Consider the following 23,426-nt stretch of genomic DNA (forward strand, 5'->3'; position numbering starts at 1 on the left):
CTGATGACGACGGCGGACTATATCGCTCTGGCCTTCTTTGCCTGTGTCTGGATGGGCTATTCTTGGCTACTGCATGGCCGCACCTTCTTCGGACGCACCAGCCTCACCCATGCGATGATCGAACGCCGGCGGGAATGGATCTACAATTCGCTGCGCCGCGACCTGAAGATGATCGACACCCAGATCATGGCCGGCCTGCAGAACGGCACCGCTTTTTTCGCTTCGACTTCGATCTTCGCGATCGGCAGTTGCTTTGCGCTGCTCGGGGCGACTGAGAAGGTCGACGCCGTCTTCGCCGACCTGCCCTTCGTCTTCCACAGCGGCCATGCCGTCTTCGAAATGAAGGTCGGCGGGCTGGCAGCACTTTTCGGCTATGCCTTCTTCAAATTCGGTTGGTCCTACCGGTTGTTCAACTACTGCACCATCCTGTTCGGCTCGATCCCGATGCTGCGCGATGCCGAGAGCGACGTCATCGCCGCCGAGCGGGCCGCCGAACGCGTCATCCGCATGAATGTCATTGCCGGCAGCAATTTCAACGAGGGCCTCAGGGCGATCTTCCTGTCGATCGGCTATCTCGGCTGGTTCATCAACCCCTATGTCTTCATGCTGACGACGGCGACCGTCATCTTCGTGCTGACGCGTCGGCAATTCTTCTCGCAGGCGCGACTGGCGATCATGGACGCCGGCCCGCCATCAAATCTCCACCTTTCTGCTATTCGCCGCGACATGCCGTCGAGCGACGGACCTGATTTGCCTGAGGGATTGTGATGAGATTGCCGGCAATCGAAGCCGATGCGGCGGCAAAACCGCCGCGTATCGGCCTGTTGGACACGGCGCGCGGTGTCGCGCTGATCGCCATGGCGACCTACCATTTCAGCTGGGATATGGAGTTCATGGGCTATCTCACAGCCGGCGCGGCCGAGACCGGCTGGCTGAAGATCTACGCCCGGGCGATCGCCACGACCTTTCTGTTCATCGTCGGTATCAGCCTCGTGCTGTCGAGCACACCCGAGATCCGCTGGCCCTCCTTCTGGAAACGTTTCGGCATGATTGCCGCGGCAGCCGCCGTCATCTCGATCGCCACGCGGATCGCGATGCCGAACGAATGGATCTATTTCGGCATCCTGCATTGCATCGCGGTGTTGACGCTGATCGGCGTCGTTTTCTTGAGATTGCCGCTCGCCGTCACGCTGATCACAACGCTTGCGCTCCTTGCCGCCTGGCTGACCGATAATTTCGGTCCACCCGGCCTCCTTCGGTCATCCTTCTTCGATCCGAGATATCTCGCCTGGATCGGCCTTGCCGCGATGCCGGAACGGTCCAACGATTATGTGCCGCTGTTTCCCTGGGCAACGCCATTTTTTGCCGGATTAAGCTTCGCCTTGATCGCAATCAGAACCAAATTGCCGGATCGGCTTGCCGCCATCGGTACCGGTTCCTGGTGGCCGGCAAGGCTCGGCCGCCACAGCCTTGCTTTCTACCTCATTCACCAGCCGGTGTTGATCGGCATCGCCTACGGGCTTTCCCTGGTCATCCCGCCGCAGGCACCGGACCCGGTCGCGACTTACCTAAGGCAATGCAACTCCGCCTGCGTCATGCAGCAAGGCGAAGCGCTCTGCCGCAGCTTCTGCCAGTGCACGCTGGAGAAATTGCAGGCGCAGGCCCTGTTTACGCCGCTGCAGGCGGGGGCGATCAATATAGAGACGGACGAGCGGGTCCAGACGATCGCTGCCGAATGCAGCGCCGAGGCGCAGTAAGCCGATGCCTAAAGCATGTCGCGATCTTTCAGATTCGCTGCTGGCGCTTTAGCTCTTTGTTTTACGCATGTCGTTGCGGCAAAAGCGCTTCGCGCTTTGCCTGGGAAAACCGCTGCACGCTTTTGCGCGACATGCTCTAGGTGGTGACGCCGATCTCGGCGAGGCGGCCAAGGCAGGCCTCTTCGATATTGTCGAGTTCCGTCAGCGTATCGTCGATATCCTTGCGCTTCTGCCGCAGGTCCTCGCGCTTCTCGTCGACGCGTTTCATCAGGAGCTTCAGCTGCCCGAGTTCGCCTGGGGGTTCCTTGTAGACCTGAATGATCTCACGAATCTCGGCTATGGTGAAGCCGATGCGTCGGCCACGGAGAATTTCGCCGATCAGCCGTCGGTCGGCCTGGCGGAAGAGACGAGTCCGCCCCCGCCGCTCCGGATGGATCAGTCCCTCGTCCTCGTAGAAGCGCAGCGTGCGGGTGGAGACACCGAATTCGCGCGTCAGCTCCGTTATGCTATAAAATTTGTTCACCGGCATGTGTTCCCCGTCTTGAACGGGCAATAATATTGACTTTTACGTAATAGTCAATTTCGTCACCCGGTCAGATCCCGAACCACCATGTGGCGATGCCGAGAAAGGCGAAGAAGCCGGTACAGTCCGTCACTGTCGTCACGAAAACGGACGAGGCGATCGCCGGGTCGGCCCCGACCTTGTCGAGCAGCAGCGGCAGCAGGATGCCGGCAAGGGCTGCTGCCATCAGATTGATGATCATCGCCGCCGCGATCACCCCGCCGAGCTGGTAGTCGTGGAACCACGTGCCGGCGATCGCGCCCATGATCGTTGCGAAGACGATGCCGTTGAGGATGCCGACGCCCGCCTCTCTGCGGATGATGCGGCCGGCATTGTAAATGTCGAGATCACGGGTGGCGAGCGCGCGCACCGTCACCGTCATCGTCTGCGTACCGGCATTGCCGCCCATCGAGGCGACGATCGGCATCAGCACCGCAAGCGCGATCATCTTCTCGATCGAGGCGTCGAACAGGCCGATGACGCTTGCCGAGAGCATCGCCGTGCCGAGATTGATCAAAAGCCAGAGGAAACGCGAACGCGCCGTCGAGAGCACATTGTCGGACAGTTCTTCGTCGCCGACGCCGCCGAGACGCTTGATGTCCTCGTCCGCTTCCTCATGGATGACGTCGACGACGTCGTCGATGGTCAGCACGCCGACAAGCCGGCCGTTCTCGTCGACGACGGCGGCCGAGAGAAGGTCATATTGCTCGAAGAGCTGGGCCGCCTCTTCCTGGTCCATCTCGGCGGGAACCGGATGGTTGGTCTCGCGCATGATCTGTTCGATCTTCGTCTGCCGCTTGGTGCGCAGGATCTGATCGAGATCGACGGCGCCGAGCAGCTTGAAGGTCGGATCGATGACGAAGATCTGCGAGAAGGAATAGGGCAGATCCTCCTCGTCGCGCATGTAGTCGATCGTCTGCCCCACCGTCCAGAACGGCGGCACGGCGACGAACTCGGTCTGCATGCGCCGGCCGGCCGAGCTTTCGGGATAGTCGAGGGCCCGGCGCAGCCTGACCCGCTCGGTGAACGGCAGTTGTGCGAGAATCTCTTCCCGGTCTTCCTTGTCGAGATCTTCGAGAATGTAGACGGCGTCGTCCGAATCGAGCTCGCCGATCGCTGCGGCGATCTGCTCGTTCGGCATCTGGTCGACGATCTCGCGGCGGATCGCTTCGTCGACCTCCGTCAGCGCCGTCATGTCGAAGTCTTCGCCGAGCAGGCGCACCAGCGCCAGGCGCTGATCCGGCTGGATCGCTTCCAGCAGGTCGCCTATTTCGGATTCATGCAGGCGGGCCACGTTCTGGCGCAGGAACAGCGTGTCGCGGTCGGCGATCGCGGCGCCGACGAGCGCCAGGAAATCGCTGCGGACATTGCCGTCCTCGTCGTAAATATCGGCTTCTTCGTCGTCCGGACGCCTGCGGATGCGGTCTTCCCCGTCGGTCGTCGTCATCTGCCGCCCTCGCATCTGGTTCGAATTTCAACGACTACAGCGCCGCACTCGCAAATGTCGGCGAAAACATATTGTCAACAAGCAGATAAGCAAATCCCGCAATGGGAATTCATGCTTCTGCTAGCCCAAAGAATCCTTGCCGTAAAGGCGCAAACCTGCCTCTTGATGACAATGCCTGCGGCCGGCGATAGTTTCGCCACCCGTCCAGCCAGCGGCCGTTCAAGCAGAGAAAGCTGCCCCATGCCCATCCGTCCGATCCTGCATTATCCGCATCCTGCTCTGAAGACCGTCTGCGCGCCGGTGTCAGACTTCGGCCCGTCGCTTGCAGAGCTTGCCGACGATCTGCTGGCGACGATGCGCGCCGCCCCCGGTGTCGGCATCACCGCCGCCCATATCGGCGTCCTCAGCCGAGTCACGGTGCTGGAGCTCGACAAGGCCTTCGGCGTGCGCCTCTACGTCAACCCGGAGATCACCTGGTTCTCGAAAGAGACGATGAACCACGCCGAAGGCAGCGTCTCCATGCCCGGCGCCACCGACGAGGTCATACGCCCGCGCGCGATTCGTTTCCGTTATCAAGATGGCGCGGGCACGGTGCACGAGGAGGCAGCCGAAGGTTTCCACGCCATCTGCATCCAGCACGAGGTCGACCAGCTCGACGGCATTTTCTGGCTGCAGCGCCTCTCCCGGCTGAGACGCGACCGTCTCGTGAAAAAATGGGAGAAGGCCCAGAACTGACAATCGGAAGTGATAATCAGGGCTGGAAAATCACCGCCCGAGCCGAACCATTCGCCGCTGCTCACGTTCTCGCAAAGAACCCCAGCGTTTTTCCGCAAAGAGACGAGGAGCGAGCCAAATGGCACGGATCGGTGACAAGACCCAATTTAGCCGGGAAAAGCCTGAGCTTTCCCGGGAGGAAGACTATCGTGACCTGGAGGAGCGCAATCTTGACGACGGCTGGCCCTATGCCGACGGCACCGGCGCCGACCCGGCCAACCGCCCCTATGGCGAGACAGCGGCAAATTTCGACAGCGATCCCAACAAGGGCTTTCGCATCGACGGCACGGATGAGGACGGCAACGAGAACCGCCTGAAGGATTCGCTGCGCCCCGATACAATCGACCGGGATGAAAGCGACGACCTCGAAGCACGGGTGAACGATCGTCTCGAAAACATCCCCGAGGTCGACATCGACAGTATCGAGGTCCACGCAGACGGGCACGTCATAACCCTGGAAGGTTCGGTGGAGACGATTGGCATTGCCCGCAAGGTCGAACTCAGTGCGCTTTCGGTCGACGGCGTTCGCCATGTTCGCAACAAACTACAGCTGACCGGCGTCGACGCGCATATCCCGAACGAGGACTGATTGGTTCACAAGAGGCGCGGGAGGCGCGACGCCTCCCGGTCTCCGTCGATTTTCCCGCTCGCCAACATTACCAAAAGTTAACAATTCCAGATTGCAACATGATATGCTTATGCGGATGCCGCATTCGGCCATTTTGCTTAGGCGGCTTCTGTAACGTAAACGTCAATTTTGTTGACAACACTGTGATTTCATTTGGACAAAAGGTCGCGGCGACGTCGCCGTTTTTTCACAAAATTGCCTGAATTGGGGCGCGAACTCGGAAGTGCCGAGGGTTAGTTTATGTTGTCAAATTCAACAACAGATTGAGGAGATAGACCCATGCGCATCAAATTTGCCCTTGCCGCGTCCCTGTTCGCCGTCAGCCTTGCAGGTGCTGCCTTCGCCCAGCCGGGCTATTCCGACGACTATACCAACGATAGCGACGGTTTCTCCCCGAGCCCGGTGGCGAAGCCGGCTCCGGTCCATTACAGCAACCGCAAGGCCCCGGCCTATTCCAGCGACTACACCAACGACAGCGACGGCTTCGCGCCTAGCGCCATGGCGGCCCCTGCCGTCGACAAGACCGCAACGGCGAGCATCGCACCCCTGCCCCCATGCCACAGCATGATTGGCCCGAAGGGCTCCCACACAAAGGGTGCCGACAGCGGAGCCTCGCGCACCGAAGCCTGCCGCGCTACGCATTGATCCAACAAAAGAAAGGGCCGGTAACCGGCCCTTTCTTTTCAATCTGCTTCCTTTTCGCCTTAGAACACGAACGGAATAAGCCGGTAGCGGGTCGTAGTCATGAAGGCCGCGTAAGCAGGATCCTCCTTGAGCAGACGCTCCTCCGCCAGGAGGCGGAAACATTGGGCGGCAAGAGCCGCCGCATAAATGGCGAAATTCAAGAGCGACGGGTTGGCCAAGAAAAAGCTGACATGCGTCATCAAATAACCCGCATACATCGGGTGGCGGACAAACCTGTAGGGGCCGCCGATCTTGACGCCACGATTGGCCGGCACCAGACCGAAGCTCCGCCGCAATACCAGCTTTGCAGATATCTGCAGGATGAAACCGAGGCACATCACCATTCCACAGAGCCAAAGCGGCGCAAGCGGCTCCGTCGTCGTTGGCGATACGAGCAGCGGGAAGAGCGTGCCGATGGCGGTGACAGTCCAATCATAGACCCGTAGGGACGCATTCCTCGTCGCTCGGCGGGTGAGGATCAGAAAGGCCGCAGCGCCTTCCGAAACAAGCAGCAGGCCATCGATGATCGCCCTGTTGTCCTGCATCTGGGGCACGATACGCATGACGATCGCAACGAATAAATAGCAGATCAGAACCTTTTCGACGATATCGAGAACGAAATAGACATCGAGGAATGACCAGCTTGCCGCTGCCTGTTTTTTCATAGTTTGCAAGACTTCCACATCATAAGATCGCGGTAATCTATATCTGCGTGGCGCTAAATATAGGTTAAGGCATTCGCTCAGATCTGAAGGAGCGGCGATTCTTGCTTTGCCGATCCTGACTCAGAGTGCCGCAGCTTGAGGTCCGATCACCGTCAGCTTTCGCGTGTCGTTTCGCCGAAAACCGCCTCGAAGGCGGTGCGCAGCCGGATATCGACATCGGCCATCATCACGGGCAGGCCGAGATCGACGAGGCTGGTCACGCCATAGGCTGATATCCCGCAGGGCACGATGCCGCCGAAATGATCGAGATCCGGATCGACGTTGAGCGACAGTCCGTGGAAAGTCACCCATTTCCGCAGCCTGATGCCGAGGGCGGCGATCTTGTCCTCGGCCATCGTTCCATCGGCAAGCAATGGTTTTTCCGGCCGGCGCACCCAGACGCCGACGCGGTCCTCACGTCGCTCGCCGCGCACATTCATCATATCGAGCGTACGGATGACGACATCCTCGAGGGCGGCGACGAAGGCGCGCACATCCTGGCGCCTGCGCTTCAGGTCGAGCATCACATAGGCGACGCGCTGGCCGGGTCCATGATAGGTGTATTCACCGCCGCGCCCCGTCGCAAAGACCGGAAAACGGTCCGGCTGGACGAGATCGCTCGCATTGGCGCTAGTGCCGGCAGTATAGAGCGGCGGATGTTCGACGAGCCAGACCAGCTCATCCCCGCCGTCCGATATCGCCGCCACTTCACGCTCCATCGTCTCCACCGCCTCCTCATAGGCAACGAGGCCGTCGGAGATGCGCCAGCGCACCGGCCGGGTGCCGGCTTGGGGAAGCATGGAGAATTCGAGATCGGTGCGAAGCATGGCCATTCCTTGCCGCCCTCCCCGAAATGCCTGCGAAATTAGGGGGCGACAAGATAGCTATATGGACCCGTTTCGGGGGCAATTCAAATGCGATGACCGGTTTTTAAAAAAACTGTCATACCGCCCTTGTGCACCCCAAATCCTTTTGCTACATGCTGCCCCGCCGACGCAAATCGGCACCTACCACGATGCGGTCGTGGCGGAATTGGTAGACGCGCAGCGTTGAGGTCGCTGTGGGGCAACCCGTGGAAGTTCGAGTCTTCTCGACCGCACCATTCCCTTTCTGGGAAACGCTTTCTAAGCGACGATTTCGATTTTACCTCGAAATTATCTACGGCTCCTCGGCTTGATCGCCCGGCCATCTCATGGTTGATGGCATCATCCCCGCAAGAATCGGCCGCCATGTCAGATCCGCATCAAAATTCCCTGCAGGGCATGGCCATCATGTCCGGCGCCATGCTGATCCTGCCGACCATGGATGCCATCGCCAAGTACATGGCGACCTTCGAGGCGATGTCGCCGGGTCAGGTGACCTTTTACCGATTCTTTTTCCAGATCGCCTGCACCCTCCCGATTCTCTTCGCGCTGTTCGGGCTGAAGGCGCTTTCGGCCAAACGGCCATGGATGAACCTGCTGCGCGGCGTGCTGCATGGTGGTGCGAGCCTGCTTTTCTTCGTCGCGGTCAAATACATGCCGCTTGCCGATGTCTTCGCCATCTATTTCGTCGAGCCCTTCATGCTGGCCGCCCTGTCGGCGTTGTTCCTCGGGGAGAGGGTCGGCTGGCGCCGCTGGATAGCGATCGTGGTCGGTTTCGGCGGCGCGATGATCGTCATTCAGCCGAGTTACGAGATTTTCGGCCTGAAGGCGCTGCTGCCGGTCGCCTGCGCCTTTCTGTTCTCGCTCTACCTGTTCCTCAACCGCGCCATCGGCGAGGCCGATTCGCCGCTGACGATGCAGACCATGGCCGGCATCGGCGGAACGGTCTTCATGGCCGCCGCCCTTTTCGTCGGCAATGGTTCCGGCAATGCCGATTTCGCCGTCTCTCTGCCCTCCTCCGGTCTTGCTCTTGTGCTGCTCCTCGCCCTCGGCCTGATCTCGGGATATGCGCATATGCTTGTGGTCCGGGCGTTCCGGCTCGCGCCGCTGTCGCTGCTTGCGCCGTTCCAGTACTTCGAGATCATCTCGGCAACGGTGCTCGGCTATGCGCTGTTCAATGATTTCCCAAGCTTCTCCAAATGGATCGGCATTTTGATCATCGTCGCATCCGGGCTCTTCATCATCTGGCGCGAGCGGCTGCAGGCGCAATCGTTAAAATCTTCCTGACCCCGGGAATGTCGGATTAACTCCTCTTCTTGAGGGATCGTCAATTCGCAGGCGATAAAACTGTCTCCGGCTTCATGATGAAGCCTGGAGCTAAAACATGAGCGAATTTCGTCTCGCTTTTCCGGCCTGTGTCGTGGCCGGCAAGCATCGGCTGACGGCCGAAGATATAATACTATTGCGCAAACATGCTTTCCCGGAAGGCATCCGGACATCCGATGATGTCGTGGCGATGTTGGCGCTCAATAATTCCTGCCCTGAAAAATGTGCCGCCTGGAACACCTTCTTCGTGGAGCAGCTCGCCGGTTTCATTGTTCATTATACCTACCCGCAGGGCTCGCTCGATGAAATCAACGTCGCCTGGATCATGCGCATGTTCACGACCGACGGTGTCGTCAACTCGGCGCTGGAACTCGAGCTCATTCTCCACATCATGGAGATTTCGGCCGACGTCCCGGGTGAATTGAGGGCGCTCGCCCTCGATCAACTCCGTCTGGCGATCACCGACAATATCGGTGGCTACAAGCTGTCGCGCGCCGTCGATCGTCGGGGCATTACCCGCCAGGACGTCGATTTTGCCATGCGCATCTTCAGAAGCGTTGCCGAAAGCGGCATCATCCCCGTTTCCGCGGCCGAATACGGCGTGCTCAAGCACATCGAGCAGGTGACGCTGCCCGGTGCCAATCATCCGCATTGGACGGGAATCATGGCCGCCGTCGAGCTGCGTGACTATGCCGAGCCGCGGCGCAGCCGCTGGCTGCGTATCGTCGACGAGGAACCCGTCTGCGAAGCAGCTGTGGCCTGATCCGCATCAAGCCTGTCTGATGCTCCTCAAGTCTGCCTGATGCTCTTCAAGCCTGATTGTGCGTTCCGGTGTTTTGTGCGTAAAACTCCGGAACGCATTTCTGGGTGGAGTCTCGATGTTCAAGAAAATCCTGATCGCGAACCGCGGCGAAATCGCCTGCCGCGTGATCAAGACCGCGCGCCGCATGGGCATTCTCACCGTTGCGGTCTATTCGGATGCGGATCGGGATGCACTGCATGTCGAAATGGCCGACGAGGCCGTGCATATCGGCCCTGCCGCGGCCTCCGAAAGCTATCTGGTTGCCGAAAAGATCATCGCCGCCTGCAGGGCGACCGGCGCCGAGGCGGTACATCCCGGTTACGGCTTCCTGTCCGAACGCGCTGCATTCTGCGCTGAACTGGAAAAGCAGGGAATCGTCTTCATCGGCCCGAAGCCGAGGGCCATCATGGCGATGGGCGACAAGATTGAATCGAAGAAATTCGCCAACGCCGCCGGCGTGTCGACCGTGCCCGGCCATCTCGGCGTCATCGAGGATGCCGCCCATGCGGAAGTGATATCGGGCGGGATCGGTTATCCCGTCATGATCAAGGCATCGGCCGGCGGCGGCGGCAAGGGCATGCGGATCGCCTGGAACGAGGCCGAGGTGCGCGACGGTTTCGAGCGCGCCCGCTCCGAGGCGAAGAGCTCGTTCGGCGACGACCGCGTCTTCATCGAGAAATTCATCGTCGAGCCGCGCCACATCGAGATCCAGGTGCTGGCCGATGCGCATGGCAACGTCGTCTATCTCGGCGAACGCGAATGCTCGATCCAGCGGCGGAACCAGAAGGTGGCGGAAGAGGCGCCCTCGCCTTTCCTCGACGAAAAAACCCGCAAGGCGATGGGCGAACAATCGGTGGCGTTGGCCAAAGCCGTCGATTATCAGAGCGCGGGCACCGTCGAATTCATCGTCGACCGTGATCGCAATTTCTATTTCCTGGAAATGAACACCCGCCTGCAGGTCGAACATCCCGTCACCGAACTCGTCACCGGCATCGATCTCGTAGAGCAGATGATCCGCGTCGCAGCCGGTGAGCCCCTTCCCCTGGTCCAGGACGATATCAGGCTCGACGGCTGGGCAATCGAAAGCCGGCTTTATGCCGAAGACCCCTACCGCAATTTCCTGCCCTCGATCGGCCGCCTGACGCGCTACCGCCCGCCGGCCGAGGGCCGGACCGGCAATGTCGTCGTCCGCAACGATACCGGCGTCTTCGAAGGTGCCGAGATTTCTATGTATTACGATCCGATGATCGCCAAGCTTTGCACCTGGGCGCCGACCCGCAGCGAGGCGATCGAGGCCATGGGCCGGGCGCTCGACGGCTTCGTCGTCGATGGCATCGAGCACAATGTTCCGTTCCTGGCGGCGCTGATGAAACATCCGCGCTGGCGCGAGGGCCGGCTTTCCACGGGCTTTATTTCAGAGGAATATCCCGACGGCTTCGCGCCGATGAAACCGGACAGGATGGAAGAGGCTGTGCTGGCCGCCATTGCGCTGTCCGCCTCGCTGATCGAGGCAAACCGCCGCGAGCGTTTCGCCGACCGCCTGCGCGCCGCATCGGGCGTGCTGCGCGAGCACTGGGTGGTCAAAACAGGCGACAACCCTGTCGCAGTCAGATTGCTCGATGGCCTCGTCACCATCCCTTTCGACATGGAAGTGGCGATAGAAGGCGAGAGCATGAGCGTTGTCACCGACTGGAGACCGGGAGATCCGGTCTGGAGCGGCAAGGTCGGCGGCCGAGATATCACCGCCCAGATCCGCCCCGTTCTCAATGGGTTGCGCATCGATTGGCAGGGGCTGTCGGTGACAGCCAAAGTCTTTTCGCCGCGCCATGCCGAACTCGACAGGCTGATGCCGGTCAAGGTGCCCCCAGATACGTCCAAGCTCCTGCTCTGCCCGATGCCCGGCCTCGTCGTTGCCATCGCGGTTGCCGAGGGCCAGGAGGTCAAGGCCGGCGAGACGCTGGCGATCGTCGAAGCGATGAAGATGGAAAATGTGCTGCGCGCCGATCGCGATCTCGTCGTTTCGAAGATCAATGCCGCGGCCGGCGAAAGCCTGGCCGTCGACGCGGTGATCATGGAATTCGCCTGAGAGGAAAAGACTGGGGCGGCGGGTGTTTGCGCTTGAGCCCGGCTCGCCGACCATGGCAAGCTCAGCCCGATAAATCAGCAGGGAGACAGGAAGATGGACGTTCGCGCCGCTGTTGCCGTTCAGGCCGGCAAACCGCTTGAAGTGATGACCGTGCAGTTGCAAGGGCCGAAGGCCGGCGAGGTGCTGGTCGAGGTCAAGGCGACCGGCATTTGCCACACCGACGACTTCACCCTGTCGGGCGCCGATCCGGAAGGCCTGTTTCCGGCCATTCTCGGCCATGAGGGTGCCGGCATCGTCGTCGATGTCGGTCCCGGCGTCACCTCGGTGAAGAAGGGCGATCACGTCATCCCGCTCTACACGCCGGAATGCCGCGAGTGCTACTCCTGCACCTCCCGCAAGACCAATCTCTGCACCTCGATCCGCGCTACCCAGGGTCAGGGCGTGATGCCGGACGGCACGAGCCGCTTCTCGATCGGCAAGGACAAGATCCATCACTATATGGGCTGCTCGACCTTCGCCAATTACACCGTGCTGCCGGAGATCGCGCTCGCCAAGATCAATCCCGACGCGCCCTTCGACAAGGTCTGCTACATCGGCTGCGGCGTCACCACAGGCATCGGCGCGGTGATCAACACCGCCAAGGTGGAGATCGGATCGACCGCCATCGTCTTCGGTCTCGGCGGCATCGGCCTCAACGTGCTGCAGGGCCTGCGCCTTGCCGGCGCCGACATGATCATCGGCGTCGACATCAACCCGGATCGCAAGGAATGGGGCGAGAAGTTCGGCATGACGCATTTCGTCAATCCGAAGGAGGTCGGCGACGACATCGTTCCCTATCTGGTCAACATGACCAAGCGCAACGGCGACCTGATCGGCGGCGCCGACTACACCTTCGACTGCACCGGCAACACCAAGGTGATGCGCCAGGCGCTGGAAGCCAGCCACCGCGGCTGGGGCAAATCGGTCATCATCGGGGTGGCCGGCGCCGGCCAGGAGATCTCGACGCGGCCGTTCCAGCTGGTCACCGGCCGCAACTGGATGGGCACCGCCTTCGGCGGCGCGCGTGGCCGCACCGACGTTCCGAAGATCGTCGACTGGTACATGCAGGGCAAGATCCAGATCGATCCGATGATCACCCATACGATGCCGCTCGACGACATCAACAAGGGCTTCGAGCTGATGCACAAGGGCGAAAGCATCCGCGGCGTGGTGGTATACTGATGGCTGCAGCCAGCTACGAGGTCGATCTCAGGACGCTCGATGAGTTCCCCGCGCGAGAGCTCTACGACCTCCTGAGAATACGTGTCGATGTCTTTGTCGTCGAACAGAACTGCCCGTATCCGGAACTCGACGGCAAGGATGTCGACGCCCTGCATCTGCGGCTGCTGGAGGGGGCCGAGCTTATGGGCGCGGCGCGAATCCTGAAACCGCATGAGCCGCAGGATCCGTCAAAGATCGGCCGCGTCGTCGTCTCGCCTGCCTATCGCGGCAAGCGACTGGGAGATGCATTGATGCGCGAAGCGATCACCGCCTGTGAGCGGCTTTATCCGGAACATCCAATCGCCTTGTCGGCGCAGGCCCATCTGCGCCGCTTCTACGAATCCTTCGGCTTTGTCGGCACGTCGCAGGAATATCTGGAAGACGGCATTCCCCATATCGATATGATCAGACAGCCGGCCACTCAGCCGGCATGAGGACAGTGCCATGATCTATGTCGACGCCGATGCCTGCCCGGTGAAGCCGGAAATCCTCAAGGTTGCCGAACGCCACGGCCTCGAAGTCACCTTCGTCGCCAATTCCGGCCTGCGCCCTTCCCGCGATCCGATGATCCACAACGTCATCGTCTCCAACGCCTTCGATGCCGCCGACAATTGGATTGCCGAGCGTGCCGTTGCCGGCGATGTCGTCGTCACTGCCGATGTGCCGCTCGCCGTTCGCTGCGTCGCAACCGGCGCCTTCGTGAGCGGTCCAACGGGCCGCGTCTTCGACGAGACCAATATCGGCATGGCAAGCGCCATGCGCGATCTCGGCGCGCATCTGCGCGAAACCGGCGAGAGCAAGGGTTATAACGCCGCCTTCAGCCCGAAAGACCGCTCACGTTTCCTCGAAACCTTCGATCGGCTCTGCCGCCGCGCCAAGAACCTTTCCGGGGATGCCGGCAGGCAGGCATGAAACGGGTGGCATGGCAGCCATGCCGTTTCCTACCTTGAACCGAGCCGTTTCCTCGCGCATATAGACCTTAACGCAGACGACTGCGGCATCCTCGGATGCAACGTCGCGGGGACGGCCTCGCTCTTGAACAAGGAGAGTCGCATGGCCTGGTTTCTGCTTTTTCTCGCCGGTCTTTTCGAATGTGGCTGGGCAATCGGTCTTAAATACACCGAGGGTTTTACCCGGCCGCTGCCGACCGCGTTGACCGTCATTTCAATGGTGGTCAGCGTCGTGCTGCTCGGCCTTGCCGTAAAGCACCTGCCGATCGGCACCGCCTATGCGGTCTGGACCGGCATCGGCACGGTTGGCACCGTGCTGCTCGGCGTCTGGCTGCTGGGCGATGAGGCAAGTGTCTCCCGTCTTGCCTGCATCATGCTGATCGTCGGCGGCATCGCCGGTCTCAAGCTGACCGCTTGATGGGACCGAGGGGCGTCAGCGACGCCCCTCGGCCTGTCGTTCAGGCTGCCTTGCGGTTGTCGACGGCAAAAGCGCCGGGACCGGAGAGGAACAGGTAGAGGAAGACGAAGCAGAACAGGATCGCGGCGTCGCCCTGATTGACGGCCGGGAAGAAGCTGTTCGGGGCATGCGCCATGAAATAGGCGACCGCCATTTCACCGGCGAGCAGGAAGGCGACGGGACGCGTCAGCAGGCCGACGAGAATCAGGATGCCGCCGATCAGCTCCAGAAGGGCGGCAAACAGCATCAGCGGTGGCAGCGAGCCGGACATCTGCGACGCCGGGAAACCGAAAAGCTTCATCGTCCCGTGTTCGATGAACAACAGCGCGGTGATGATTCTGAGAGCGGCCAACCCGTAGGGGCGATAGGCAGAAAGACGCTCGAAACTTGACATAAAACCTCTCCATTTAAAACAATGCAGCCGAGCGTTAGCCGGTCCCCGACAGGGATTGAACACACGGATCGCTGACGCCCGTTCACTTTTTCGACAGCAGGTAAACAGCTGAGCGGATGATTTTATTCATCTGCCAAATCTCAGAGCGGAATGTTGTCGTGTTTCTTCCACGGATTGGCGAGATCCTTGTTGCGCAGCATCTTCAGTCCCCGCGCCAGCCGCCGCCGGGTCGAATGCGGCATGATCACCTCGTCGACATAACCGCGCTCGGCGGCGACGAAGGGTGACAGGAACCGGTCCTCGTACATTTTCGTATGCGCGGCAATCTTTTCCGGATCGGCAATATCCTTGCGGAAGATGATCTCGACCGCACCCTTGGCGCCCATCACGGCGATCTGCGCCGTCGGCCAGGCATAGTTGAGGTCGCCGCGCAGATGTTTCGACGCCATCACGTCATAGGCACCGCCGAAGGCCTTGCGGGTGATGACGGTGAGCTTCGGCACCGTCGCTTCGGCATAGGCAAAGAGCAGCTTGGCGCCGTGCTTGATGAGGCCGCCATATTCCTGCGCCGTCCCCGGCAGGAAGCCCGGCACATCGACGAAGGTGACGATCGGAATATTGAAGCAGTCGCAGAAGCGCACGAAGCGCGCCGCCTTGCGCGAGGCGTCGCTGTCCAGCACGCCGGCCAGCACCATCGGCTGGTTGGCGACGAAGCCGACGGTGGAGCCTTCGACGCGGCCGAAGCCGCAGACGATATTGCCGGCAAAGCTCACCTGGATCTCGAAGAAATCCCCCTCGTCCGCCACCTTCCGGATCAGTTCCTTGATATCGTAAGGCTTGTTGGCGCTGGCCGGCACCAGCGTATCGAGCGACATATCGACCTCTGTCACCGACTGGTAACATTCGATCTCGGGCAGCGGTGCGGTATTCGAAAGCGGCAGGAAGTCGATCAGCCGGCGCACCTGCAGTAGCGTTTCGACATCATTCTCGTAGGCACCGTCGGCAATCGAAGAGCGCGTCGTATGTACAGTGGCCCCGCCAAGCTCTTCCGATGTCACCGTCTCGTTGGTCACCGTTTTCACCACGTCGGGGCCGGTGACGAACATGTAGGAGGTGTCCCGCACCATGAAGATGAAATCGGTCATGGCCGGCGAATAGACGTCGCCGCCGGCGCAGGGACCCATGATCACCGAGATCTGTGGGATCACGCCGGAGGCGAGCACATTGCGCTGGAACACCTCCGCATAACCGCCGAGCGCTGCCACGCCCTCCTGGATGCGGGCGCCGCCGGCATCGTAGATGCCGACGATCGGCGCGCGGTTCTTCAGCGCCATGTCCTGCACTTTCATGATCTTCTCGGCATGCGCTTCCGACAGCGAGCCGCCGAAAACGGTGAAGTCCTTGGCGAAGACGAACACCGTGCGGCCGTTGACGGTGCCCCAGCCGGTGACGACGCCGTCGCCGGCAACACGGCTCTTGTCCATGCCGAAATCGGTGGAGCGATGTTCGACGAACATGTCGAACTCCTCGAAGGAGCCTTCGTCGAGGAAGAGGTCGATGCGCTCGCGCGCCGTCAGCTTGCCACGTTTGTGCTGTGCATCGATACGTGCTTCACCGCCGCCGAGGCGAGCGATGCCGCGGCGCCGTTCCAGTTCCTCGAGAATTTCCTTCATACGATCTCCTCGCCGCTGCAGGCGGCAATCCGGCGGTCAATGCTAAAGCATGTCGCGCAAAACTGTGCAGCGGTTTTGCGGCAACGACAATGCGTACAAACAAAGAGCGAAAGCGCAAAGAGCGAATCTGAAAGATCGCGACGCGCTTTAGCGCCCGCGCCCGCTGAGCGAGAATACCGAGCGTATTCTTGCTGCAACGTCGTCGGCCAATATCGCGTCGGCAAGCTTGGGGTCGGCGGCGATGCTGGTCACGTCGAAGGCGCTGACGGCGATGACCGAGCCGTCCTCGACCGAGGCAGCGTCGATGCTGATCTTGGCGACATTGCGGTCCTTCTGGAAGCCGAGGCCTTTCTCGATGGACACCACGCGGATCGTCAGCACCACCCGCGGCAGCACGGTATCGCGAGTGGTGACGTTGATCGCGGCGTTGACGCGGTCGTTGATCCCGGAAAGCAGCGCGGCCGGCATATTCGGGCCGGAGAGGACGACGGCGCTGCGCACGTCGTACATCGGTGCCTCCGGCTTTTTGGCCGAGAGGCCAGCGCAGGCCGTGAGCGCCACACAAAAGAGTGTGGCCCGGCAAAAACACGACCTCAGCCAATTCATTACAAAATCCCGCACGCCCCATTGGAGTCGCAGATTTCGTCATAATGTCCGGGAAGGCAATATGTTTCAGGCGCTTAGGGCGAAAAAAACATCCGTCGCCGCCGTGAACTCGGCAAAGCGCTTGGCGCGGCGCTCCTCGGCCTCCTCGTCATTGCCCCAATGCTCAATCGTCCAGTCTTCATCGAGATGGGCAAGCGACCAGGCCTCCTCCATCGTCACCCGGCCACAGGCGAAAGCGAGCGCCAGGATCGCCGAACCTGTGAGCGTAGTGACGGTGTGGAGTGCAGCAAGCGCCATGGGGCTGTCAAATCTGGCGAGCGTCACGGCGAAGGCGGCCGTCGCCTCGCGCGGCTGCTCTTGAGGCATCACGCCTTCGATGAGGATGAAGCGGGCGCCGAGATCATTCGCCGCCCAGTCGATCACGGGATCCCAGCGCTCGGTCTGGCGCTCGACCAGCAGTTCCGGCCCATCGGCGCGGTAACAGATGAGGTCGCTGGAGGAAAACCGCAGGATATCCTCGAAGATCGCCTGCTTATTGGCGGTCACGCCGTCGAGGGCCGTATTGACGAGCCGCGTCACCGGCATGGTCATGGGATTGATCTCTTCGCCCTGCGCCTGCCATTCGGCGGCGACAAGCCGCGCCAGCGCCTCCGTGGGAACGGCGAGAACCTGCCGTGCCGGCGTGCGCACCGTCTTGCCGTCGAGCGTAACCGCAAAACTGCCCTCGTGCTCGGTAACGGCGACATCGGTATAGAAGCGCTTCGGCAGCGGCTTGTTCATCTGGATCTGCGCCCGGCGGATGGGATCGGGATGGCTCAGGCCTTCGGAAAGATCGTTCAGCAGATCACGCATGGGCTCACCTCAGGAAAAATGGCGCAATATCTCGTTTGGATGATAGGCGATCGCGTCGGCGCCGTTGGCGATCAGCTCATCCACGCTGGCATAACCCCAGGCAACGCCGATCGCCTTGGCGCCTGCGGCCTTTGCCATCTGCATATCGTAAATCGCATCGCCGATGACAATGGCATCGGCGGCATTGATGCCGGTTTCGTCGCAACATTCCGTCACCATGGCCGGATGCGGCTTGGACGGGCAATCGTCGGCGGTGCGCGCAACGATGAAAGATCGGTCAAAGCCGTGTGTTTCCATCACGAGGTTCAGCCCGCGCCTGGATTTGCCTGTCACCGCGCCGATCAGCAGATCTTCGCGCCCGCTGATCGCGTCGATCATTTCACGAATGCCGGGAAACAGCGGCTCCCGGTAGTCGAGATCCTGACGCACGACCGAGAACAGCGATTTGTAATGCGCCGTCATGTCGATATCTTCCGGCTCGACATGCGGCTTGCCCTGCATGCGGGCGATCGCGATATCGAGCGACAGGCCGATAATGGCCTTGGTGTCCTCGAATCGCGGTTCCGGCTTGCCGAATTTATCGAAGGTGCGGCGCATGGTTTCGTGGATCAGGCCGGCGCTGTCGACCAGCGTGCCGTCGCAATCGAAAAGCGCGAGTTTCATTCGCTGTCCCTTTCAGCGCCGGCAAGGTCGAGACCGAGAAGATTCCAGGTCTGCACCATATGCGGCGGCAGCGGCGCGCTGACGCGCAGCCGGCCGCCGGAGGGGTGCGGGATGTCGATGTGGCGTGCGTGCAGATGCAGCTTCTTCTGGACGCCGCCCGGAAAATCCCAATTCGGATCATCGTCGAAATATTTCGGATCGCCGATGATGGGATGGCCGATATGCAGGGCATGGACGCGCAACTGGTGGGTACGGCCGGTATAAGGCTCCATCTCCAGCCATGCGAGGTTCTGCGCCGCCGTCTCCACCACGCGGTAGAAGGAAATCGCATGGTCGGCGCCGTCCTCGCCGTGTTTGGCGATGCGCATGCGGTCGCCGTCGGCGGTCGGTTCCTTGACGAGCCAGGTCGAGATCTTGTCCTCGTGCTTGCGCGGCACGCCCTTGACCAGCGCCCAGTAGGTCTTCTTGGTATCGCGCTCGCGGAAGGCGGCCGTCAGCTTCTGTGCGGCGCCACGGGTGCGGGCGATCACGAGAACGCCTGACGTATCGCGGTCGAGCCGGTGAACAAGCCGTGGCTTCTCGCCCTTCGGGCTGGTCCAGGCTTCGAGCATCTGGTCGATATGCCGGGCAACGCCGGAGCCGCCCTGCACGGCAATACCCGGCGGCTTGTTGAGCACGATGACCTTGTCGTCCTCATGCAGCACCATGCGCGACAGCAGCTCGAAATCGGACGAATGTTTGAGATCCCGGCCGGCGATCGGTCCGGATTTGACCTTGGCATCGACATCCAGCGGCGGCACCCGCACCGTCTGCCCGGGCTGCACGCGCGCATCCGATTTGACACGTCCGCCGTCGACGCGCACCTGGCCGGAGCGCAACAGCTTCTGCAGCGGGCCGAAACCGAGCCCGGGAAAATGCACCTTGAACCAGCGATCGAGCCGCATGCCGGCTTCGTCGGGTTCAACCTTGATATGTTCTATGCCAGCCATAAAAAATCTTTCGGAAATTGCAGCGCGGGCCGAGCCGGCGTTCTTGCCGCAGCCTTTAGAGCATTTTCACGCAAAACGGAAACCGGAATCAGGCAAAAGCGCGAATGACGGCAAGCCCGGCAATGACGGCCGCCATCGAAAGCCCGACGCTGGCAACGATATAGACGCCGCCGGCCACGGCCTCGCCGCGTTCGAACAGCGAGATCGCATCCAGCGAGAAAGCCGAGAAGGTGGTGAAACCGCCAAGGAAGCCGGTGATCAGCAACAGGCGCAGTTCCACCGAAGCGTTGAATTTGCGTGCGATCAGCTCGGCGAAAACACCGATGACGAAGCAGCCGACGACGTTGACGGCAAGCGTGCCCCAGGGAAAGGCCGGGCCCATGAGCCTCAACGACCACTGGCCGACATAATATCTGAGAAGGGAACCGATAGCGCCGCCGACGGCAACGAGAAGAGCCTGGATCATCAGCCGGATTTATCGCAACTCCGCCGAGATTCCAATCGGGACGGAACGAATTCTTACCATCCGGTAAAATGCCGATGATTTTATTATGAGGGCACCAAGATCATGCCGATACGCTGGCGGCATGACCCAACTCCTGTCCGTATCAGCCAACACCGCTGCCATTGCCTTCGAATCGCTGAGGATTCCTCAGCGTGTGGCGACCAGCACCGCCGCCCGTGATGCGCGCCGCATTGCCGACCGGCAATTGAAGGCCGACAGCGCCGATCAGGCCGAGGAGCCCTCCAGCATCATCCAGTCGACGGAAGTGGCGCTCGACCTGATGGCCAAAGGCAATCGCCAGCCGCAGGCCGGCCTCAAGCAAGCCTTGCAATCCTACGAAGAGGTCTGAGACACCGCCTCAACGGCAAGCCCGCAAGCCCGGTTGCGACACCGCAACCACCTGCGGGCTCTTCGTCATACGACGGCGTCGTTCACTTGCCCTGCGCTGACCGCACTTGCAGCACCACGTCGACTTTGCCGGCCTTTTCGAAGGTCAGCGTCACCGGCACCGTATCGCCCTGCTTGAACGGCGTCTTCACCTTCTGGAACATCAGATGCAGGTTGCCGGGTTCGAGCTTGACCGTCTCGCCGGCGGCAATCGCGACGCCGTCCTTCAACTGCCGCATCCGCATGACATTGTCCTTCGTCGCCATTTCGTGGATCTGAACCTCGCCTGCTGCAGCCGACGTCACGGACACCAGCCGATCATCCGTCTGACCGTTGTTCTTCACCGTGAAGAAGCCGCCGCCGACCGGCTGGCCGGGCAGCATCGCCTTGGCGAAACCGCCGGAGATTTCGATATCGCCGACCTTGACCGTGTCGCTGGCCGGCGCCGCTGCCGTCCCGGACATGTCCATTTCGGTCTTGCCGGACATGTCCATGCCGGCCATGTCGTCATGCTCGTGACCGTGGTCTTCGCCGGCAACGACCTTCAACAGCGGCGCCGGGCTTTTCAGGCCATGCGCGTCGCCGCCGTCCGCAGCCACCTGATCCCAGGCCTGCACCGTATCGCCGCATATCTGCGTCACCGGAAAGGCGAGCGAAGTGCCGGCCTCGACGCCCGAAACCTTGCCCTGAATGACGAAGGTGTCGTAGAAATCGTCGGAGAGATTGCCGTTCTTCCAGCGGATCTCGATGGCGCCTGTCTTCACCTTGTCGCCGTGATTGTCATAGCTCTTCTGGTAATCACCCTTGATCACCTCGAGCTCCCAGCCGGCCTTCGGCTGCGGTTTGGCGAAGACGAAGCCTTCCGGCAGCTTGACCCGCACTTCGGTGGTCGCCTTGCCGTCGCAGCCATGCGGCAGCTGCAGCGTCGCGAGAATGGTGCTCTCCTGCGTCGTCTCCCTGTCGAGGAAAGTCACATGTGCCTCGGCGCCGGCAATGGCGGTCGCGGAAAAAAGGGCGGCAAGCGTGCATGTCTTGCCGAATGTCGTGCTGATCTTCATCGGATATCTCCTCGCCGGCCGCAAACTTCTCTCTGGCGGACCGGCATGCTGCATCATAAGTGCGAAGGCAGATCAGCCGAGGGTGGGCGGCGCGCGGGAGTTCGGCCGGCTGACGGCAGAGGCGCCGGCAACGGCCGACGTTTCGACCGGCGAATTGAGCAGCGAGGCGAACTTGCCTTCGAGCCAGGCGCCCGCATCGGGCGTTGGCAGAATGATAGAGGCCGACAGCCGGCAGGCTTCGCAATTCGGCTTGAAGACGACGCTCTTGCCGTCGGCGCCCTTCACCGTGACGCAAAGCGAGGCGAAGGTGCCGTCGGGCAGCACATAGGCGCTCGCATCGTAACCTTCGGAGGCGACAGCCTGCGGCGCCTGATGGGCAAGGCCGAGCAAAGCCAAGCTCAAGGCGCAAAGCATGCGCAGGAAGAGCGTCGCTTTCAATCCGGTCCGCCGCATGAGATCCCCTTCAACAGCAAGCCGCGATAGCCGGTTTCGCCCCCGAATGCAAAAGCAGATTTGCCGCAGTTTAAGCCCTGCTTGGAATAAGACGACAAAAATTTGCTCGGTGACGACATTTGCCGCTTGCCAAGTGCCACAGCCGCCGGATAATTGCGCCAACCTTGTTGGGAGAATCCGGTGTTTGTCACCACCGGTGCCGAAGGAGCAACCGCCCCGGAAACTCTCAGGCCAAAGGACCAGCAAGGGGCAGACGGAACTCTGGAGAGAAGCGTTCTCGAAACGCTCGCCGAAGGGATAACAATCTCAGGCAAAGGGACAGAGGGGGCTCAGGAGAGAAGTGCGCAGCCGCGCCTTCAGATTTGAGCCCGCGCCTTCGTGAGAAAGCGCAAACCCCGGAGGCGTCTTTTGGACGATACTGCTGCCCTGAAGAAAACCCCGCTGCATGGCCTGCATCTTTCGCTCGGCGCCCGCATGGTGCCGTTCGCAGGCTACGACATGCCGGTGCAATATCCCGCCGGGGTGATGAAGGAACATCTTCATACCCGCACCGAGGCCGGCCTCTTCGATGTCTCCCATATGGGCCAGGTCATCGTGAGGGCAAAATCGGGCCGCTACGAGGATGCGGCGCTGGCGCTCGAAAGCCTGGTGCCGGTCGACATTCTCGGCCTTGCCGAAGGCCGCCAGCGCTACGGCTTCTTCACCGACGACAGCGGCTGCATTCTCGACGACCTGATGATCACGCATCTCGACGACCATCTTTTCGTCGTCGTCAACGCGTCCTGCAAGGAGGCCGATCTCGCCCATCTACAAGCCCATATCGGCGACCGGTGCGACATCACCCTTCTTGATCGCGCCCTGATCGCGCTGCAGGGTCCGCGCGCCGTCGAGGTGCTCGCCGAACTCTGGGCCGACGTCGCGGCGATGAAATTCATGGATGTGCGACACTGCCGCCTGCACGACGTTTCCTGCCTGGTCTCGCGCTCCGGCTACAGCGGCGAGGACGGCTTCGAAATCTCGATCCCGGCAGACAAGGCCGTCGATGTCACCATGCGGCTGCTCGAGCATCCCGACGTCCAGGCGATCGGCCTCGGCGCCCGCGACTCGCTACGCCTCGAAGCCGGCCTCTGCCTCTATGGTAACGATATCGACACCACCACTTCGCCCGTCGAAGCGGCGCTTGAATGGGCCATGCAGAAGGCGCGGCGCTCGGGTGGCGCCCGCGCCGGCGGTTTTCCGGGCTCCGGCCGTATTCTCTCCGAACTCGACAACGGCGCGGCCCGCCGCCGCGTCGGCCTGAAGCCTGAAGGAAAGGCGCCGGTGCGCGGCCATGCCAAGCTCTACGCCGATGCCGAGGGCAAGGTCGAAATCGGCGAAGTCACCTCGGGCGGCTTCGGCCCCAGCGTTGAGGGCCCCGTCGCCATGGGCTATGTGCCTGTCTCCCATGCTGCGGCCGGCACGCTCGTCTACGCCGAGGTGCGCGGCAAATATCTGCCGACCACCGTCAGCGCCCTGCCCTTCGTTACACCGACCTACAAACGCTAAA

At 61.4% G+C, this 23,426-nt stretch carries 27 protein-coding genes, 1 tRNA gene and 2 riboswitches; of the genes, 15 read left to right on the plus strand and 13 right to left on the minus strand.

What is annotated here, in order from left to right:
* Nucleotides 1-3 precede the first annotated feature (3 nt).
* The gene (locus RHEC894_RS11325; protein WP_085737332.1) at nucleotides 4-768 is read left to right on the plus strand and encodes a DUF599 domain-containing protein; all 765 of its coding nucleotides are present in this window, start codon (nucleotides 4-6) and stop codon (nucleotides 766-768) included.
* Nucleotides 768-1,757 (plus strand): DUF1624 domain-containing protein, encoded by a 990-nt coding sequence (locus RHEC894_RS11330; RefSeq protein WP_085737333.1) that lies wholly within the window; start codon nucleotides 768-770, stop codon nucleotides 1,755-1,757. The genes RHEC894_RS11325 and RHEC894_RS11330 overlap by 1 nt, the downstream gene beginning before the upstream one ends.
* A 136-nt stretch (nucleotides 1,758-1,893) precedes the next feature.
* Here RHEC894_RS11330 and RHEC894_RS11335 read toward each other — a convergent pair whose 3' ends face one another.
* Together RHEC894_RS11335 and mgtE are read right to left on the minus strand one after the other, a co-directional pair.
* Nucleotides 1,894-2,286, minus strand: a complete 393-nt coding sequence (locus tag RHEC894_RS11335; RefSeq protein WP_085737334.1) for a MerR family DNA-binding transcriptional regulator — start codon at nucleotides 2,284-2,286, stop codon at nucleotides 1,894-1,896.
* Between the two features lie 64 nt (nucleotides 2,287-2,350).
* Nucleotides 2,351-3,766: a magnesium transporter gene (gene mgtE / locus RHEC894_RS11340; protein ID WP_085737335.1), complete on the minus strand. Its 1,416-nt coding sequence runs from the start codon at nucleotides 3,764-3,766 to the stop codon at nucleotides 2,351-2,353.
* Between the two features lie 240 nt (nucleotides 3,767-4,006).
* Between mgtE and RHEC894_RS11345 the strand changes: the two genes are divergently transcribed.
* From RHEC894_RS11345 to RHEC894_RS11355, 3 genes are all read left to right on the plus strand, one after another.
* On the plus strand, nucleotides 4,007-4,501 hold the full coding sequence (locus RHEC894_RS11345) for a peptide deformylase (RefSeq protein WP_010067960.1): 495 nt from the start codon (nucleotides 4,007-4,009) through the stop codon (nucleotides 4,499-4,501).
* 118 nt (nucleotides 4,502-4,619) lie between these two features.
* Nucleotides 4,620-5,129, plus strand: a complete 510-nt coding sequence (locus RHEC894_RS11350) for a BON domain-containing protein (RefSeq protein ID WP_010067961.1) — start codon at nucleotides 4,620-4,622, stop codon at nucleotides 5,127-5,129.
* 318 nt (nucleotides 5,130-5,447) lie between these two features.
* Nucleotides 5,448-5,813 (plus strand): hypothetical protein, encoded by a 366-nt coding sequence (locus tag RHEC894_RS11355; protein WP_010067941.1) that lies wholly within the window; start codon nucleotides 5,448-5,450, stop codon nucleotides 5,811-5,813.
* A 59-nt stretch (nucleotides 5,814-5,872) separates the two neighbouring features.
* Here the strand turns inward: RHEC894_RS11355 and RHEC894_RS11360 are convergent, their stop codons facing one another.
* Together RHEC894_RS11360 and lipB are read right to left on the minus strand one after the other, a co-directional pair.
* Nucleotides 5,873-6,517, minus strand: coding sequence for a methyltransferase (locus RHEC894_RS11360; RefSeq protein WP_010067940.1), 645 nt, complete (start codon nucleotides 6,515-6,517; stop codon nucleotides 5,873-5,875).
* A gap of 152 nt (nucleotides 6,518-6,669) precedes the next feature.
* Complete coding sequence (gene lipB / locus RHEC894_RS11365; protein ID WP_085737336.1) at nucleotides 6,670-7,389, minus strand: lipoyl(octanoyl) transferase LipB; 720 nt, start codon at nucleotides 7,387-7,389, stop codon at nucleotides 6,670-6,672.
* A 184-nt stretch (nucleotides 7,390-7,573) separates the two neighbouring features.
* Between lipB and RHEC894_RS11370 the strand changes: the two genes are divergently transcribed.
* From RHEC894_RS11370 to RHEC894_RS11405, 8 genes are all read left to right on the plus strand, one after another.
* Nucleotides 7,574-7,658 (plus strand) — tRNA-Leu (locus tag RHEC894_RS11370).
* A 97-nt stretch (nucleotides 7,659-7,755) separates the two neighbouring features.
* Entirely contained in the window at nucleotides 7,756-8,706 is a 951-nt protein-coding gene (locus RHEC894_RS11375; protein WP_206427852.1) for a DMT family transporter, read from the plus strand.
* A 97-nt stretch (nucleotides 8,707-8,803) separates the two neighbouring features.
* Nucleotides 8,804-9,508 carry a hypothetical protein gene (locus tag RHEC894_RS11380; protein ID WP_085737338.1) on the plus strand — a complete coding sequence of 235 codons (705 nt, stop codon included), beginning with the start codon at nucleotides 8,804-8,806 and terminating at the stop codon, nucleotides 9,506-9,508.
* Nucleotides 9,509-9,623: 115 nt separating this feature from the next.
* Nucleotides 9,624-11,633 carry an acetyl/propionyl/methylcrotonyl-CoA carboxylase subunit alpha gene (locus RHEC894_RS11385; protein ID WP_085737339.1) on the plus strand — a complete coding sequence of 670 codons (2,010 nt, stop codon included), beginning with the start codon at nucleotides 9,624-9,626 and terminating at the stop codon, nucleotides 11,631-11,633.
* A 93-nt stretch (nucleotides 11,634-11,726) separates the two neighbouring features.
* A complete protein-coding gene (locus tag RHEC894_RS11390; protein ID WP_085737340.1) occupies nucleotides 11,727-12,854 on the plus strand; it encodes an S-(hydroxymethyl)glutathione dehydrogenase/class III alcohol dehydrogenase in 1,128 nt (375 codons plus the stop codon).
* Complete coding sequence (locus tag RHEC894_RS11395) at nucleotides 12,854-13,327, plus strand: GNAT family N-acetyltransferase (protein WP_085737341.1); 474 nt, start codon at nucleotides 12,854-12,856, stop codon at nucleotides 13,325-13,327. The genes RHEC894_RS11390 and RHEC894_RS11395 overlap by 1 nt, the downstream gene beginning before the upstream one ends.
* A gap of 10 nt (nucleotides 13,328-13,337) precedes the next feature.
* Nucleotides 13,338-13,805, plus strand: coding sequence for a YaiI/YqxD family protein (locus RHEC894_RS11400; protein WP_085737342.1), 468 nt, complete (start codon nucleotides 13,338-13,340; stop codon nucleotides 13,803-13,805).
* 141 nt (nucleotides 13,806-13,946) lie between these two features.
* Entirely contained in the window at nucleotides 13,947-14,261 is a 315-nt protein-coding gene (locus RHEC894_RS11405) for a multidrug efflux SMR transporter (protein WP_085737343.1), read from the plus strand.
* Between the two features lie 40 nt (nucleotides 14,262-14,301).
* Here the strand turns inward: RHEC894_RS11405 and RHEC894_RS11410 are convergent, their stop codons facing one another.
* The 7 genes from RHEC894_RS11410 to crcB all read right to left on the minus strand — a co-directional run bounded on the left by RHEC894_RS11410 (nucleotide 14,302) and on the right by crcB (nucleotide 19,943).
* Nucleotides 14,302-14,694 carry a DoxX family protein gene (locus tag RHEC894_RS11410; RefSeq protein WP_085737344.1) on the minus strand — a complete coding sequence of 131 codons (393 nt, stop codon included), beginning with the start codon at nucleotides 14,692-14,694 and terminating at the stop codon, nucleotides 14,302-14,304.
* Between the two features lie 140 nt (nucleotides 14,695-14,834).
* Nucleotides 14,835-16,367, minus strand: coding sequence for an acyl-CoA carboxylase subunit beta (locus RHEC894_RS11415; protein ID WP_085737345.1), 1,533 nt, complete (start codon nucleotides 16,365-16,367; stop codon nucleotides 14,835-14,837).
* A 147-nt stretch (nucleotides 16,368-16,514) separates the two neighbouring features.
* Nucleotides 16,515-16,973 (minus strand): hypothetical protein, encoded by a 459-nt coding sequence (locus tag RHEC894_RS11420; protein WP_085737346.1) that lies wholly within the window; start codon nucleotides 16,971-16,973, stop codon nucleotides 16,515-16,517.
* A gap of 66 nt (nucleotides 16,974-17,039) precedes the next feature.
* The gene (locus RHEC894_RS11425) at nucleotides 17,040-17,825 is read right to left on the minus strand and encodes an ATP12 family chaperone protein (RefSeq protein WP_085737347.1); all 786 of its coding nucleotides are present in this window, start codon (nucleotides 17,823-17,825) and stop codon (nucleotides 17,040-17,042) included.
* A gap of 9 nt (nucleotides 17,826-17,834) precedes the next feature.
* Nucleotides 17,835-18,488: an HAD-IA family hydrolase gene (locus tag RHEC894_RS11430; RefSeq protein ID WP_085737348.1), complete on the minus strand. Its 654-nt coding sequence runs from the start codon at nucleotides 18,486-18,488 to the stop codon at nucleotides 17,835-17,837.
* Nucleotides 18,485-19,477, minus strand: coding sequence for an RluA family pseudouridine synthase (locus RHEC894_RS11435; protein WP_085737349.1), 993 nt, complete (start codon nucleotides 19,475-19,477; stop codon nucleotides 18,485-18,487). Before RHEC894_RS11435 ends, RHEC894_RS11430 begins: the two co-directional genes overlap by 4 nt.
* An 88-nt stretch (nucleotides 19,478-19,565) precedes the next feature.
* Nucleotides 19,566-19,943, minus strand: a complete 378-nt coding sequence (crcB, locus tag RHEC894_RS11440) for a fluoride efflux transporter CrcB (RefSeq protein WP_085737350.1) — start codon at nucleotides 19,941-19,943, stop codon at nucleotides 19,566-19,568.
* A gap of 121 nt (nucleotides 19,944-20,064) precedes the next feature.
* Here crcB and RHEC894_RS11445 point away from each other — a divergent pair, with 121 nt between their 5' ends.
* Entirely contained in the window at nucleotides 20,065-20,331 is a 267-nt protein-coding gene (locus RHEC894_RS11445) for a hypothetical protein (RefSeq protein ID WP_010064965.1), read from the plus strand.
* Between the two features lie 82 nt (nucleotides 20,332-20,413).
* On the opposite strand, the gene RHEC894_RS11450 is transcribed toward RHEC894_RS11445, so the two are convergent.
* Nucleotides 20,414-21,427: a copper chaperone PCu(A)C gene (locus tag RHEC894_RS11450; protein WP_085737351.1), complete on the minus strand. Its 1,014-nt coding sequence runs from the start codon at nucleotides 21,425-21,427 to the stop codon at nucleotides 20,414-20,416.
* 72 nt (nucleotides 21,428-21,499) lie between these two features.
* The gene (locus tag RHEC894_RS11455; RefSeq protein ID WP_085737352.1) at nucleotides 21,500-21,880 is read right to left on the minus strand and encodes a hypothetical protein; all 381 of its coding nucleotides are present in this window, start codon (nucleotides 21,878-21,880) and stop codon (nucleotides 21,500-21,502) included.
* 158 nt (nucleotides 21,881-22,038) lie between these two features.
* Nucleotides 22,039-22,128, plus strand: a riboswitch (glycine riboswitch).
* A gap of 3 nt (nucleotides 22,129-22,131) precedes the next feature.
* A riboswitch (glycine riboswitch) is annotated at nucleotides 22,132-22,212 on the plus strand.
* Nucleotides 22,213-22,288: 76 nt separating this feature from the next.
* On the opposite strand from RHEC894_RS11455, the gene gcvT reads away from it, so the two are divergent.
* Nucleotides 22,289-23,425, plus strand: a complete 1,137-nt coding sequence (gcvT, locus tag RHEC894_RS11460) for a glycine cleavage system aminomethyltransferase GcvT (protein WP_085737353.1) — start codon at nucleotides 22,289-22,291, stop codon at nucleotides 23,423-23,425.
* The last annotated feature ends 1 nt before the right edge of the window (nucleotide 23,426 follow it).

This window comes from Rhizobium sp. CIAT894 (assembly GCF_000172795.2).
In the GTDB taxonomy this organism is placed as follows: domain Bacteria; phylum Pseudomonadota; class Alphaproteobacteria; order Rhizobiales; family Rhizobiaceae; genus Rhizobium.

What these genes read in the sequence shown, in the direction of transcription:
- RHEC894_RS11405 (WP_085737343.1), top strand. Translation starts at nt 13,947, where the DNA reads ATGGCCTGGTTTCTGCTTTTTCTCGCCGGTCTTTTCGAATGTGGCTGG.
- crcB (WP_085737350.1), bottom strand. Translation starts at nt 19,943, where the DNA reads ATGATCCAGGCTCTTCTCGTTGCCGTCGGCGGCGCTATCGGTTCCCTT.
- RHEC894_RS11400 (WP_085737342.1), top strand. Translation starts at nt 13,338, where the DNA reads ATGATCTATGTCGACGCCGATGCCTGCCCGGTGAAGCCGGAAATCCTC.
- RHEC894_RS11385 (WP_085737339.1), top strand. Translation starts at nt 9,624, where the DNA reads ATGTTCAAGAAAATCCTGATCGCGAACCGCGGCGAAATCGCCTGCCGC.
- RHEC894_RS11420 (WP_085737346.1), bottom strand. Translation starts at nt 16,973, where the DNA reads ATGAATTGGCTGAGGTCGTGTTTTTGCCGGGCCACACTCTTTTGTGTG.
- RHEC894_RS11380 (WP_085737338.1), top strand. Translation starts at nt 8,804, where the DNA reads ATGAGCGAATTTCGTCTCGCTTTTCCGGCCTGTGTCGTGGCCGGCAAG.
- RHEC894_RS11410 (WP_085737344.1), bottom strand. Translation starts at nt 14,694, where the DNA reads ATGTCAAGTTTCGAGCGTCTTTCTGCCTATCGCCCCTACGGGTTGGCC.
- lipB (WP_085737336.1), bottom strand. Translation starts at nt 7,389, where the DNA reads ATGGCCATGCTTCGCACCGATCTCGAATTCTCCATGCTTCCCCAAGCC.
- RHEC894_RS11455 (WP_085737352.1), bottom strand. Translation starts at nt 21,880, where the DNA reads ATGCGGCGGACCGGATTGAAAGCGACGCTCTTCCTGCGCATGCTTTGC.
- RHEC894_RS11345 (WP_010067960.1), top strand. Translation starts at nt 4,007, where the DNA reads ATGCCCATCCGTCCGATCCTGCATTATCCGCATCCTGCTCTGAAGACC.
- RHEC894_RS11430 (WP_085737348.1), bottom strand. Translation starts at nt 18,488, where the DNA reads ATGAAACTCGCGCTTTTCGATTGCGACGGCACGCTGGTCGACAGCGCC.
- RHEC894_RS11450 (WP_085737351.1), bottom strand. Translation starts at nt 21,427, where the DNA reads ATGAAGATCAGCACGACATTCGGCAAGACATGCACGCTTGCCGCCCTT.
- RHEC894_RS11325 (WP_085737332.1), top strand. Translation starts at nt 4, where the DNA reads ATGACGACGGCGGACTATATCGCTCTGGCCTTCTTTGCCTGTGTCTGG.
- RHEC894_RS11350 (WP_010067961.1), top strand. Translation starts at nt 4,620, where the DNA reads ATGGCACGGATCGGTGACAAGACCCAATTTAGCCGGGAAAAGCCTGAG.
- RHEC894_RS11360 (WP_010067940.1), bottom strand. Translation starts at nt 6,517, where the DNA reads ATGAAAAAACAGGCAGCGGCAAGCTGGTCATTCCTCGATGTCTATTTC.
- RHEC894_RS11415 (WP_085737345.1), bottom strand. Translation starts at nt 16,367, where the DNA reads ATGAAGGAAATTCTCGAGGAACTGGAACGGCGCCGCGGCATCGCTCGC.
- RHEC894_RS11390 (WP_085737340.1), top strand. Translation starts at nt 11,727, where the DNA reads ATGGACGTTCGCGCCGCTGTTGCCGTTCAGGCCGGCAAACCGCTTGAA.
- RHEC894_RS11425 (WP_085737347.1), bottom strand. Translation starts at nt 17,825, where the DNA reads ATGCGTGATCTGCTGAACGATCTTTCCGAAGGCCTGAGCCATCCCGAT.
- RHEC894_RS11445 (WP_010064965.1), top strand. Translation starts at nt 20,065, where the DNA reads ATGACCCAACTCCTGTCCGTATCAGCCAACACCGCTGCCATTGCCTTC.
- mgtE (WP_085737335.1), bottom strand. Translation starts at nt 3,766, where the DNA reads ATGACGACGACCGACGGGGAAGACCGCATCCGCAGGCGTCCGGACGAC.
- RHEC894_RS11395 (WP_085737341.1), top strand. Translation starts at nt 12,854, where the DNA reads ATGGCTGCAGCCAGCTACGAGGTCGATCTCAGGACGCTCGATGAGTTC.
- RHEC894_RS11435 (WP_085737349.1), bottom strand. Translation starts at nt 19,477, where the DNA reads ATGGCTGGCATAGAACATATCAAGGTTGAACCCGACGAAGCCGGCATG.
- RHEC894_RS11375 (WP_206427852.1), top strand. Translation starts at nt 7,756, where the DNA reads ATGGCATCATCCCCGCAAGAATCGGCCGCCATGTCAGATCCGCATCAA.
- RHEC894_RS11335 (WP_085737334.1), bottom strand. Translation starts at nt 2,286, where the DNA reads ATGCCGGTGAACAAATTTTATAGCATAACGGAGCTGACGCGCGAATTC.
- RHEC894_RS11330 (WP_085737333.1), top strand. Translation starts at nt 768, where the DNA reads ATGAGATTGCCGGCAATCGAAGCCGATGCGGCGGCAAAACCGCCGCGT.
- RHEC894_RS11355 (WP_010067941.1), top strand. Translation starts at nt 5,448, where the DNA reads ATGCGCATCAAATTTGCCCTTGCCGCGTCCCTGTTCGCCGTCAGCCTT.